Raw genomic sequence first — 12,495 nt, forward strand, 5'->3', positions numbered from 1 at the left:
CGATCGCGGGATGACCTGAGAGGGCGGCGGGTCGCCGCCCCTCGATCATGCCTCAATAATAATCGGCCGGATCGGGCGCCGGGCTCTTGCACGCCTGGCTGCTGCCATGGCGGCAGGCATAATCCTGCTGCCGCCAGGCCTCCATCGCGTTGGCATAGGCTTGCTGCTGGCGCGCATAGCGGGTGTCGCGCCGTGCGATCGCGTGGCCATGCGCCTTCATGGCGGCATCGTAGGATGCCAGATCCTGCTGATATTGCGCCTGATTGACCGCGTTTTGGTCGTTCGTCGCCTGCAAATTGCCCTGCACGCCGCCGTTCGCCGTGCTGGTGCCGGGATCGACGCCGGCCGCCACCTGGCCCGGCGGCACCGTCATCGAGGCGGCGGCGGAGCCGTCATTGGCGGGCTGATGAGGGTCGCTCTGTGCCAATGCGGCGGGATTGATCATCGCGGCTGCGGCGACGAACGCCGCGCCGGCGAGAATGGCGAATGGTGCACGGGTCATTCCTGCTCTCCTCAAGTCATCGCCCCCTATCCTGTCGATGGGGGCGCTAACGTCTGGAGGCAGACGGGCGTTCCTTGGCGCGGGCTCAGGCTGGGTGGAAAGCGCCGCCTTCGCCGAGCAACTGGAGCTGGCCTTCGCGAATGCCGAACCAGGCACCGCGCAATGTCAGGCGACCGGCGGATTCCGCTGCGGTGACGAAGGGGAAGGAGCGCAGATTGGCGAGGCTGACCTTGACCGCCTCTCGCTCCAGGGCGCGTTCGGCCTGTTCGCCATCGCCATGGGCCGCGATGATCGCATCGCGCGCCGGATCGAGCATATCGACCCAATGGCCGACGAACCCGCCTTCGCCCGGCGCGGCGCCGGCGAACACCTGGCTCATCGCCGCCTTGCAGCCGCCGCAATATTCGTGGCCGAGCACGACGATCTCGGACACCATGAGCTGCGTCACCGCGAATTCCACCGCCGCCGAAACGCCGTGCCGGCTGGTGTCCGGCTCGAACGGCGGCACCAGATTGGCGATATTGCGGACCACGAAGATATTGCCCGGCGCGACGTCGAAGATCTGCGCGGGATCGACCCTGCTGTCCGAACAGGCGATCACCAGCGTGTCCGGGGCCTGGCCATCGGCCAGTTCGGACCAGCGGGCGCGCTGGGTGGCCCATGCTTCACGGTGGAAGCGGCGGTATCCTGCGAGGAGATCGTCAAAGCCGGGCATGAATGCGTGCCTAAGGATGCGCGGCAGGGCTGGCAAGAGCGGTGATCAATCGCTATCTGCCACGCCATGACCGAGCCGCTTCAGGAAGCCCGCCCACCCCGCGTCCCCAAGCCCGACTGGATCCGCGTGAAAGCGCCCACATCCGTCGGTTTCGCGGAGACCAAGGCGCTGATGCGCCGTCTCAACCTCGCGACCGTGTGCGAGGAGGCGGCCTGCCCCAATATCGGCGAGTGCTGGACCAAGAAGCATGCGACCGTGATGATCCTGGGCGACACCTGCACCCGTGCCTGTGCCTTCTGCAACGTGAAGACCGGAATGCCGCGCGCGGTCGATCCGTTCGAGCCGCAGCATACCGCCGATGCCGCCGCCGAACTCGGCCTCGAACATATCGTCATCACCTCGGTCGATCGTGACGATCTGCCCGATGGCGGTGCTTCGCAGTTCGTCAAGGTGATCGAGGCGCTGCGCCGCACGACGCCCTCCACCACGATCGAGATCCTCACCCCCGATTTCCGCAACAAGACGGAAAGCGCGGTCGAGAAGATCGTCGCGGCGCGGCCCGACGTCTACAACCATAATCTCGAGACGGTGCCCCGGCTCTATCCGACGATCCGGCCGGGCGCGCGCTATTATGCGTCGCTGCGCCTGCTGGAGAGCGTGAAGAAGCATGATCCCTCGATCTTCACCAAGTCCGGGGTGATGACCGGGCTCGGCGAGCAGCGTCTCGAGGTCCATCAGGTGATGGACGACATGCGGTCGGCCGACGTCGATTTCTTGACGATGGGCCAATATCTCCAGCCGACGCCGCGCCATGCGAAGGTGGAGGAATTCATCACCCCGCAGGCCTTTGCGGCTTATGCCGCGATCGCGCGGGCCAAGGGCTTCCTGCTGGTCGCCGCTTCGCCGCTGACCCGGTCGAGCTACCATGCCGGCGACGATTTCGAGAAGCTGCGCGCCGCGCGTGAGGCAAAGCTCGCCGGCCATCGCGCGTAGCACCCGTTCGGGCTGAGCCTGTCGAAGCCCCGTCCTTCTCGCGAAGGGCGACATACACAAGCGGCACCTCGACAGGCTCGGTGCGGACGGTTGATAGAGCCCGACATGCCCAGACACGCCGAGACACGACAGCTACCCTATACGCCCGAGCAGATGTTCGATCTGGTCGCCGATGTCGCGCACTATGGCGAATTTCTGCCCTGGATCGTCGCGGTGCGGGTGCGCGAGGACAGCCCGGGCGAGATGATCGCGGACCTCGTGGTCGGCTTCAAGGGAATCTCGGAAAAGTTCACCTCGAAGGTCAGCAAGGAGCGGGCGAGCCGCATCCATGTCGATTATCTCGAAGGGCCGCTCGAGCGCCTGACCAATGATTGGGCGTTCCGGCCCGACGGGCAGGGCGGCTGCTTCGTGGATTTCGCGGTTGATTTCGCGTTCCGGTCGCGCATCTTCGAGATGCTCGCTGGCCAGGTGTTCGATCGCGCGCTCCGCAAGATGATCGGCGCGTTCGAGGACCGCGCCGCCAAGCTCTATGCCGACGGCGTCAAGGCCTCGCCGACGCCGGGCGGCGGCGAGGGCAGCAGCAGTTCGAGCGCACACAACGCCGCCTGAAGCCGGATCGCCGCGCGGCCGAGATCGCCGAAATTGCGGCGATCGGCGACGACGTCGTCGGGATCGCCCGAGCGTGACGCGCGAGCGAACACCACCGTTCCCACCGGCTTTTTCTCGGATCCGCCGCCGGGGCCGGCAATGCCGGTGATCGCCACGCCGATATCGGCGCTGGTCTTCTGGATGGCGCCCTGCGCCATCGCCCAGGCGGTCGCGACCGAGACCGCGCCGAATGTCTCCAGCACGTCGGAGGCGACGCCCAGCATCCCCATCTTGGCTTCGTTGGCGTAGGTGACGAAGCCGGCCTCGAACACCTCCGAGCAGCCGGCCACCTCGGTCAGGGCGGCGGAGACGAGGCCGCCGGTGCAGCTCTCGGCGACGGCGATACGCAGCCCGGCGGCGCGATTCTCCTCGATCACCCGGCGGGCGGCATCGAGAAGCTCTTGGGGGAGGTTGGAATCGGTCATCGTTGCGCCCCTTCGTCCTTCGGCGGGCAGATCGCAAGGCCCTTCACCTGATCCGGCCCGGCCAGCTCCAGGGCCAGCAGGATCGCCTCGGCCATCGCATCGGCCCGCAAATTGCCGGCCAGCTCCATCATGCTGTCGATCGAACGGCAATCCTTGAGCGGCACATGCTGCCCGATCTGGGTGTCGACCAGCTGGCGGGCGAGGCCGACCACCGTATCGTCCGAGGCGAAGCTGGACAGATCCTGCCCGGTCGCGTCCTGGATCGCGATGCGCGCCGCCGCCGGATCGACCGGAGCTTCATGGCGGAAGCGATTGGCGAGGCCGGCGCCCTCATTGGGCAGGAAGGCGTCGCCCGGGAGCGCCGCCTTGCAGCGATCCGCCACCGCTTCCACCGCATCGGGCAAGGCCACGCGGATCAGGATACGCATGTCGTGATGGGGGATGCAGGCCGGGCGCGCCGCGCCCGCCTGTCCCGCCATCAGGATGGCGATAGCGAGCGGGGCGACGGCGCGTTTCATGCGATCGGCATCCGGACGCTGGCCACCGCCTGCGCCGCCATGCCCTCGCGACGCCCGGTGAAGCCCAGTTGCTCGGTGGTGGTCGCCTTGACGCTGACCCGGCCGATCGGGAGCCCGAGCAACTCGCCGATCTTGGCCCGCATCGCATCGCGGTGCGGCCCCACCTTGGGCGCCTCGCAGATGATGGTCAGATCGACATGATCGATGATCCCGCCCTGCGCGGCGACCAGGCTGGCGGCGTGCTGGAGGAAGGTGCCCGAGTCGGCGCCCTTCCAGCGCGCATCGGACGGCGGGAAGTGGCTGCCGATGTCGCCGTCGGCGATGCAGCCGAGCAGAGCGTCGGTGATCGCATGGAGGCCGACATCGGCGTCGCTATGCCCGGCAAGCGCATGGCTGTGCGGGATTTTCAGGCCGCACAGCATGATATGATCGCCGTCCGAGAAGGCATGGACGTCATAGCCCATGCCGACCCGCGACGTCATGGCGACGCCCAGCCGGGCTTCGGCGGCCGCGAAATCGGCCTCATGGGTGAGCTTCTCGAGCATCGTATCTCCCGGAACGGCGAGGATAGCATGTCCTGCGGCGCGCGCGACCTGCGCGTCGTCGGTGGGTTCGGCATCGTCCTGCCAGCCGCGATGCGCGGCGAGGATGGTATCGAAATGAAAGGCCTGCGGGGTCTGCACCCGTGCCAGCCCGGCGCGATCGACGCTATCGCCGAGCGTGCCACCCTCCGCCCGCACCAGCGTATCGACCACGGGCAGGGTGGGGACGGCGCCCGGTGCCTCGCCCAGCGCGGCCAGCAGGCGATCGATCACCGGAGCGGGCAGGAAGGGGCGGGCGGCGTCATGGATCAGCACGCGGGCCGGCGGGGTCGCGGCGATCGCCTCCAGGCCCGCTTTGACCGATTCCCGCCGCGTCGCGCCGCCCGGCGTGATCGTCGCCGGACGGCGACCCTCGCCCAACGCCGCGCGGAGCAGCGATTCCTGCCCGGCGCCGGTCACGACATGCACCGCGTCGATGCCGGAATGCGCCGCCAGGGCGTCGAAGGCGCGGGCGATCACCGCCACGCCGCCGACCTGGCGATATTGTTTGGGGATGCCACCGCCCATGCGGGTGCCGTTGCCTGCCGCCACGATCAGCGCGACCGTCCTGTTCTCGTCCATGAGGCGGGCGATTAGCCCAGCACGGCCTTGCCCGCCAGTTGCTTTCGGGTTAGGGCGGCTGCCTGTTTTCTAGGCAATTTGGTCTTCCGATGCGCGAACCGCTCGTCCAGCCGATCCAGGTCGGCTCCCTCACCATCGATACGCCGGTGATCCTGGCGCCGATGACCGGCGTCACCGATCTGCCGTTCCGCAAGATGGTGCGGCGCTATGGCTCGGGCCTCAACGTCACCGAGATGATCGCGTCGCAGGCCGCGATCCGGGAGACGCGCCAGTCGGTCCAGAAGGCGGCGTGGGATCCGATCGAGGAACCGGTGTCGATGCAGCTGGTCGGCTGCTCGCCCCAGGAGATGGGCGAGGCGGCCAAGCTGAACGAGGATCGCGGTGCCGCGATCATCGACATCAACATGGGCTGCCCGGTTCGCAAGGTCGTCAATGGCGACGCCGGATCGGCGCTGATGCGCGATCTCGACCTGGCCGGCTCGCTGATCCGGGCGACGGTGGACGCGGTGTCGGTGCCGGTGACGCTCAAGATGCGGATGGGCTGGGATCTCGACAGCCTCAATGCGCCCGAACTGGCGAAGATCGCCGAAGATCTCGGCTGCAAGCTGGTGACGGTCCATGGCCGCACCCGCAACCAGATGTATCGCGGCTCGGCGGACTGGGCGTTCATCCGCCGCGTCAAGGATGCCGTCTCGATCCCGGTGATCGCCAATGGCGACATCTGCACGGTCGAGGATGCCGAGGAGGCGCTGCGCCAGTCCGGCGCGGACGGCGTGATGATCGGGCGTGGCGCTTATGGGCGGCCCTGGCTGCTCGATCAGGTGATGCGCTACCTGACTACCGGCGAGCGTCGTCCCGATCCCTCGATCGACGAGCAATATGCCCTGATCGTGGAGCATTATCAGATGATGCTCGCCCATTATGGCAAGGAGACCGGGGTCAATATGGCCCGCAAGCATCTCGGCTGGTACACCAAGGGCCTGCATGGCTCGGCCGAGTTCCGCAACGCGGTCAACCAGGTGCCGGATGCGCAGGACGTGCTGCGGATGCTCGATGGCTTCTACGCGCCATGGCGATCCCGGGCGGCCGCCTGATCCGCTTCAGCCGCCGGGGGGCGGGGGAGGCGGAACTGCCGGGCGCGGCCGAGCTGTTGGCGGCGTTACCGATCGCGATCCTGACGATCGACGGCGATGGCCTCGTGCGGGATTGCAATCCGCCCGCCGAAGCCCTGCTCAATCTGTCACGGATCAGCGTGGTGGGCCGCACCATCGAGGACATGATCGGCCATCCGATGACGTCGCTCGCGCCCGACCAGCCGATCGCGGCTTACGATATCGACATGGTGATCCCGCTCGGTCGCCCGCACCGCGCCGACTTGACCGTGGCGCCGTTGCCGGATCGGCCCGGCTGGCGCGTCATCCTCATCCACGGGCGAGCCAGCCATGATCTCGCGGCGCGGCGCGGCGAGCAGAGCAGTCGCGGGCTGCCCGCCGCCGCCGCCGCGTCCTTGCTCGCGCATGAGATCAAGAACCCGCTGTCCGGCATCCGGGGCGCCGCGCAATTGCTGGAAAGCGGCGCGCCACCCGAGCAGGTCGAGCTGACCGGGCTGATCCGGGGCGAGGTCGATCGCATCGCCCGCCTGATCGACCGGATGGAAGGGCTCTCCGATACCCGGCCGCGGCCGCTGGAGGCGCTCAACATCCATAGCGTGCTCAGCCACGCGCGCGATCTCGCCAGTGCGGGCTTCGCGGCGGAGCGGCGGATACGCGAACAATATGACCCGTCGCTGCCGGATGTGCTCGGCAACCGCGACGCGCTGGTGCAGATAGTCCTCAACCTGCTCAAGAACGCGGCCGAGGCGACCGGGGAGGGCGGGACGATCACCCTCACCACCGCCTATCGCCACGGCGTCTCGATCGCGAGCTTCGGCGGCGGCGAGCGCCTCGCCCTGCCGATCGAATTGTGCGTGATCGATGATGGTCCCGGTGCGCCCGAGGCGATCGCCGATCATCTGTTCGATCCGTTCGTCACCTCCAAGCCGTCGGGCAGCGGCATCGGCCTCGCGCTGGTCGACAAGCTGGTCGGCGAGATGGGCGGCATCGTCGAATATGCCCGCGAAGGCCAGCCGGGGCGCACCGTGTTCCGCCTGCTGCTGCCGCGTGCCCCTGTTGCATCCCGTCGGGAGTTGACGTCATGACTGCGATGCTGTCCGGCCGGATCCTGGTGGTGGACGACGATAGCGCGATCCGCACCGTGGTGCGCGAGGCGCTGCGCCGCGGGGGGCATGTCGTCGAAGCGGTCGGCTCGATCGCCGATATGCGCCGCTCGCTCGGCAGCTTCGGCCCGGATGTGCTGGTCACCGATGTCATGCTGCCCGATGGCGATGGGCTGGATATCGTGCCCGAAATCCTCGGCCTCTATCCCGATCTGCCGGTCATCGTCCTCTCCGCGCGCAACACGCTGGCGACGGCGGTGCGGGCCACCGAGCAGGGGGCGTTCGATTATCTGCCCAAGCCCTTCGATCTCGAGGAATTGGGCCGGGCGGTGACGGGGGCGCTGGCCGGGCGCGTGACGGCGAACGACGAGGAAGTCGGCGAGACCCATGATCTGCCGCTGATCGGCCGCTCGCCCGCGATGCAGGCGGTCTATCGCACCATCGCCCGCGTCGTCGCCAACGATCTGACCGTACTGATCCTCGGCGAGAGCGGCACCGGCAAGGAACTGGTCGCCCGCGCCATCCACGATCTCGGGCCGCGCGGACCACGGCCGTTCGTGCCGGTCAACATGGCGGCGATTCCGCGCGAGCTGATCGAGAGCGAGCTGTTCGGCCATGAACGCGGCGCCTTCACCGGCGCGGCCCAGCGCACCGCCGGCCGGTTCGAGCAGGCGGCGGGCGGCACCCTGTTCCTGGACGAGATCGGCGACATGCCGCTGGAGGCGCAGACCCGGTTGCTGCGCGTGTTGCAGGAGGGCGAGTTCACCACCGTGGGCGGCGCGCGCCATATCCGCGTCGACGTCCGCGTGATCGCCGCCACCAACAAGGAGATCGAGCGGCTCGTCGCCGAAGGCGGTTTCCGCGAGGATCTCTATTACCGCCTCAACGTCGTGCCCGTCCGGCTGCCGGCGCTGCGCCAGCGGATCGAGGATGTCGGCGAACTGGCGCGGCATTTCCTCGATCGGGCGGCAGCCGACGGGCTGCCCCGCAAGACGCTGGACGAGGCGGCGGTGGCCCGCCTCGTTCGCCATCCCTGGCCAGGCAATGTCCGCGAGCTTGAAAATCTCATGCGGCGGCTGGCGGCGCTGGTGCGCGAGGAGCGGATCGGCGCGGCGACGATCGATGCCCAGTTCGGCGGCCATGCAGCCGAATCGGCGAGCGCGATCGAGAGCGATGGCGGGCTTGCCGGATCGGTCGAATTGCATCTCGCCCGGTATTTCGCAGGCTTCGGTCGCGATCTGCCGCCGGACGGTCTGTATGAACGCCTGCTCGCCGAGATCGAGCCGCCCTTGCTGCGGATCGCGATGGCGGCCGCGAAGGGCAATCAGATTCGCGCCGCCCGCCTGCTCGGCATCAACCGCAACACGCTGCGGAAGAAGCTGACCGAGCGGCATATCGATCCGGCGGCCTCGCGCCGAAACGGGTAGCGCGGCAAGGCGGACGGGGGCGGGACGACGATTCACGCCGATTTGTCGCATATGTGTTGTATCGGCAACGCTCCGTGGTAGAACCGCCACGATGGCAGAGGCGGAAGCCCCCAATCCCGTAGCATCGAGCAACCGGCAGCCGCGCTGGCGCCGCCGGCTGTCGGTGATCATGCGCCGCGGCACCGTCGTGCATATGGTCGAAGTGGCGACTGTATTCGCGGCGCTGCTGATCTTCGCCGGCAGTTGGCTGATCGTGTCGCAGGGCGGCCCTTCGCAGAACCTGCTGACGCCGCCGATCGTCGCGCTCCTGTTGGTCGCCAATCTGGTCCCATGGATCGGGATGATGGTGCTGGTGGCGCGCCGCGTCGCTCGCAATCGGGTGGGGGGAAGCAGCGGGGGGCGGCTCCATGTCCGGCTTGTCGCCATCTTCTCCGCCGTGGCGGCGATACCGACACTGGCGGTGGTGGTGTTCGCCTCGCTGCTCTTTCAATACGGCGTGCAGTTCTGGTTCTCGGATTCCGCGCGCACCGTGCTTCAGAACAGCGATCACGTCGCTCAGGCCTATGTGATCGAGAATCGTCGACGCATCGAAGGCGACATGATCCCGATGGCGGACGATTTTCGCAACGCGCTCTCGCAGGTGACGTCGCTCGAAGATCCGCGCGTCCGGGTTTTTCTCGGAGAGCAGTTGCGGGGCCGCCAGCTGAACGAGATCGCGCTGATCGGGATCGACACGAGCGGTGCAGCCCAGTTGCTGGCTTTCACCAACCTCGGCGATGATCGCTCGCCATCGACCTTGATGCCGCCGCCGACCGTCGCCGAGCTCAACCGCGGGGGCGTCCAGACGATTGCGGTAGAGGACAGGATGGAGGCGCGAATTGCGGTCGATCCCAACGCGCATCTCTATCTCTATGCCTCGCGCCGGGTGGATCCTCTGGTGCTGCGCCAATCCTTCCGCGCCAAGCGGGCATTAGGCGACTATGTCAGCCTGCTCGATCGCTCGCGCGCGTTGCAGCTCCAGTTCAACGCGGCGCTGCTCGTGGTCTCGCTGCTGATCGTCGCGGCGTCGATCTGGATCGCTTTCTCCGTCGCCAACCGTATCACGAGGCCCATTACCGATCTGGTCGGCGCGGCGCGGCGGATCACCTTGGGCGATCTGACCGTGCGCGTGCCGCCGGCAGTCCGCCGCGACGAGGTCGGCGCGCTGGCGACGGCGTTCAATCGCATGACCCGCCGTGTCGAGGAGCAGACCGGCGCGCTGGTGTCTGCCAATGACCAGCTCGATCGTCGTCGCGCGCTGACCGAGGCGGTGTTGTCGGGCGTGAGCGCCGGCGTAATCTCGGTCGATGGCGAGCGACGGATTCGGCTCTCCAACAAATCCGCCGACAAGCTGCTGCGCACCGGCGAGAATGAGGCGATCGGCCGGAATCTCGCAGATATCGCGCCCGAACTCGATCGGCTGATCGGTGACGGGCAACGGGAATCGGTGATCCAGCTGGCCTCCGGTGGCGAGCCGCGGACGCTGGCGGTGACGTTGGTGGCCTCCGATGGCGGCCATGTCATCACCTTCGACGACATTACCGAGCAGCTGCTCGATCAGCGCCGGGCGGCATGGTCCGACGTGGCGCGGCGCATCGCGCACGAGATCAAGAATCCGCTCACGCCGATCCAGCTCGCCGCCGAGCGCCTCCAGCGGCGCTACGGCAAGGATGTCCCGGCCGACGACACGACGTTCGAACGGCTGACCCAGACCATCGTCCGTCAGGTCGGTGATTTGCGCCGCATGGTCGATGAATTCTCGTCGTTCGCGCGGGTGCCCAAGCCGGTGTTCCGGCCCGAGCCGGTGGTGGAGGTCGCCCGGCAGGCGCTGTTCCTCCACGAAGTCGCGCATCCTGCGATCCGCTTTACCTTGGATGCGCCCGATCCGTCGCCGGTGCTGGTCTGCGATCGTCGCCTGCTCGGCCAGGCGTTGACCAACATCGTCAAGAACGCCGCCGAGGCCATTCAGGAGAAATGTGGGGAGGGCGAACCGATATCCGGTGCGATCGACATGATCATCCGGCAGGGCGACGGTCGCCTTGCCATCCAGGTGACCGATACCGGCATCGGCCTGCCCGCCGAGCGCGAGCGGCTGACCGAACCCTATATGACGACGCGCGCCAAGGGCACGGGCCTCGGCCTGGCGATCGTCAAGAAGATCGTCGAGGAGCATTTCGGCACGATCGGCTTCACCGATCGGCCGGGCGGTGGCACCGTCGTCAGCATCCTTCTCGATACCGATACGCTGGCTTCGCTGGGAGGCGAGGCCGGTTCGCTTGACGACGACGGCAGCATGGGCGCCGAAGCCCGCCCTGAACTCACGCGCATGAAAGCCGGATAAAGCATGGCATTGGACGTATTGATTGTCGATGACGAGCAGGACATCCGCGAACTCGTCGCGGGTGTGCTGGAAGACGAGGGCTATGGAGCCCGCACCGCGGCGGACAGCGATTCGGCGCTGGCGGCCATCCGCGAGCGGCGCCCCAGTCTGGTGTTGCTTGATGTGTGGTTGCAGGGTTCCAAGCTCGACGGGCTGGACCTGCTCGACGAGATCAAGCGCCGCGATCCGTCCATCCCGGTGCTGGTGATCTCGGGGCACGGCAATCTCGATACCGCCGTCGCGGCGATCCGGCGCGGCGCCGCCGATTTCATCGAGAAGCCATTCGAGGCCGAGCGCCTGCTGCTGCTCGTCGCCCGCGCCACCGAGACCGAGCGGCTCAAGCGCGAGAATGCCACGCTCCGCGCACAGGTCGGACAGGACGAGGAACTGAACGGCCAGTCGGCGGCGATCAACCAGGTCCGCGCGACGCTCAAGCGCGTGGCGGCGACCGGCAGCCGCGTGCTGATCACCGGCCCCGCGGGCGTCGGCAAGGAGGTGGCGGCGCGGCTGCTCCATGTCTGGTCGACGCGCGCGCAGGCGCCGTTCGTCGTGGTCTCGGCCGCCCGGATGACGCCCGAGCGCGTCGAGGAAGAGCTGTTCGGATCGGAGGAGGGCGGCGACGTCCAGCGGCCCGGCCTGCTCGAACAGGCGCATGGCGGTACGCTATTTCTCGACGAGATCGCCGACATGCCGCTCACCACCCAGGCGCGCATCCTCCGCGTCCTCACCGACCAGAGCTTCACGCGGGTCGGCGGCACCCATATGGTGAAGGTCGACGTCCGGGTCGTCTCGGCCACCTCACGGGTGCTGCAGGACGAGATCGAGGCACGGCGTTTTCGGGAGGATTTATATTATCGACTCAACGTCGTACCGGTAAATCTTCCGGCGCTGTCCGAACGACGGGAGGACATTCCCGCACTGGTCCAGCATTTCGCCGCGCGCTATGCGGCGGAGCGTCGCGTCGCCACCCCCGAAATCTCGCCGGAGGCGGTCGCAGCGTTGCAGGCTTATGATTGGCCCGGCAACGTCCGCCAGCTCCGCAACATCGTCGAGCGGACCATGATCATGGCGCCGGGCGATCGCATCGGGCGCATCGATGCCGACATGCTGCCGGGGGAGATTCTCTCCGATCAGGAGCGGCTGGCGCCGGGCAATGCCGCCAAATCGATCATGGGCACGCCGCTGCGCGAGGCCCGCGAGACCTTCGAGCGCGAATATTTGCGCGTGCAGATACGGCGTTTTTCGGGCAATATATCCCGCACTGCAACATTCATCGGCATGGAGCGATCGGCGCTCCATCGGAAATTGAAGTCGCTCGGATTGGTTGACGTGAAGGACGGAGAAGAATGACCGAGGAAGATACCCCGGCCGAAGCCAAGGCGCCCGCACGCTTGTCGCGAAAGCGTCTGTCGCCTACATTTCAAGCACCCCCGCAAGAGGCGGAGGTGCCAGAGGCCAAGGAACGGCCAC

At 67.5% G+C, this 12,495-nt stretch carries 12 protein-coding genes; 7 read left to right on the top strand and 5 right to left on the bottom strand.

Annotated elements, in window-relative coordinates; translation table 11 throughout:
- Positions 1-52: 52 nt before the first annotated feature.
- Positions 53-502: a hypothetical protein gene (locus tag PBT88_RS09080; protein ID WP_270078864.1), complete on the bottom strand. Its 450-nt coding sequence runs from the start codon at positions 500-502 to the stop codon at positions 53-55.
- A gap of 85 nt (positions 503-587) precedes the next feature.
- Positions 588-1,217, bottom strand: coding sequence for a carbonic anhydrase (locus PBT88_RS09085; RefSeq protein ID WP_270078865.1), 630 nt, complete (start codon positions 1,215-1,217; stop codon positions 588-590).
- Positions 1,218-1,283: 66 nt separating this feature from the next.
- On the opposite strand from PBT88_RS09085, the gene lipA reads away from it, so the two are divergent.
- Both lipA and PBT88_RS09095 read left to right on the top strand, forming a co-directional pair.
- The gene (gene lipA, locus PBT88_RS09090; RefSeq protein ID WP_270078866.1) at positions 1,284-2,210 is read left to right on the top strand and encodes a lipoyl synthase; all 927 of its coding nucleotides are present in this window, start codon (positions 1,284-1,286) and stop codon (positions 2,208-2,210) included.
- Positions 2,211-2,315: 105 nt separating this feature from the next.
- Positions 2,316-2,819, top strand: coding sequence for a type II toxin-antitoxin system RatA family toxin (locus PBT88_RS09095; RefSeq protein ID WP_270078867.1), 504 nt, complete (start codon positions 2,316-2,318; stop codon positions 2,817-2,819).
- On the opposite strand, the gene PBT88_RS09100 is transcribed toward PBT88_RS09095, so the two are convergent.
- Genes PBT88_RS09100 through PBT88_RS09110 form a run of 3 tightly spaced genes read right to left on the bottom strand, consistent with a single transcriptional unit; the run spans position 2,738 to position 4,964 of the window.
- Positions 2,738-3,283, bottom strand: coding sequence for a CinA family protein (locus PBT88_RS09100; RefSeq protein WP_270078868.1), 546 nt, complete (start codon positions 3,281-3,283; stop codon positions 2,738-2,740). The genes PBT88_RS09095 and PBT88_RS09100 overlap by 82 nt on opposite strands.
- Positions 3,280-3,801 carry a hypothetical protein gene (locus tag PBT88_RS09105; RefSeq protein ID WP_270078869.1) on the bottom strand — a complete coding sequence of 174 codons (522 nt, stop codon included), beginning with the start codon at positions 3,799-3,801 and terminating at the stop codon, positions 3,280-3,282. Before PBT88_RS09105 ends, PBT88_RS09100 begins: the two co-directional genes overlap by 4 nt.
- Positions 3,798-4,964 (bottom strand): bifunctional 2-C-methyl-D-erythritol 4-phosphate cytidylyltransferase/2-C-methyl-D-erythritol 2,4-cyclodiphosphate synthase, encoded by a 1,167-nt coding sequence (locus PBT88_RS09110; protein WP_270078870.1) that lies wholly within the window; start codon positions 4,962-4,964, stop codon positions 3,798-3,800. Before PBT88_RS09110 ends, PBT88_RS09105 begins: the two co-directional genes overlap by 4 nt.
- Before the next feature lie 89 nt (positions 4,965-5,053).
- On the opposite strand from PBT88_RS09110, the gene dusB reads away from it, so the two are divergent.
- The 5 genes from dusB (at position 5,054) to ntrX (ending at position 12,375) form a co-directional block, all read left to right on the top strand.
- Positions 5,054-6,058: a tRNA dihydrouridine synthase DusB gene (gene dusB, locus PBT88_RS09115; protein WP_270078871.1), complete on the top strand. Its 1,005-nt coding sequence runs from the start codon at positions 5,054-5,056 to the stop codon at positions 6,056-6,058.
- Complete coding sequence (locus PBT88_RS09120; RefSeq protein ID WP_270078872.1) at positions 6,034-7,161, top strand: two-component system sensor histidine kinase NtrB; 1,128 nt, start codon at positions 6,034-6,036, stop codon at positions 7,159-7,161. The genes dusB and PBT88_RS09120 overlap by 25 nt, the downstream gene beginning before the upstream one ends.
- A 5-nt stretch (positions 7,162-7,166) precedes the next feature.
- Entirely contained in the window at positions 7,167-8,606 is a 1,440-nt protein-coding gene (gene ntrC, locus PBT88_RS09125) for a nitrogen regulation protein NR(I) (RefSeq protein ID WP_407696559.1), read from the top strand.
- 91 nt (positions 8,607-8,697) lie between these two features.
- Entirely contained in the window at positions 8,698-10,986 is a 2,289-nt protein-coding gene (locus PBT88_RS09130; protein WP_270078874.1) for a sensor histidine kinase, read from the top strand.
- A 3-nt stretch (positions 10,987-10,989) separates the two neighbouring features.
- Positions 10,990-12,375 (top strand): nitrogen assimilation response regulator NtrX, encoded by a 1,386-nt coding sequence (gene ntrX / locus PBT88_RS09135; RefSeq protein ID WP_270078875.1) that lies wholly within the window; start codon positions 10,990-10,992, stop codon positions 12,373-12,375.
- The last annotated feature ends 120 nt before the right edge of the window (positions 12,376-12,495 follow it).

The sequence above is a fragment of the Sphingomonas abietis genome (assembly GCF_027625475.1).
Classification (GTDB): Bacteria; Pseudomonadota; Alphaproteobacteria; order Sphingomonadales; family Sphingomonadaceae; genus Solisphingomonas; species Solisphingomonas abietis.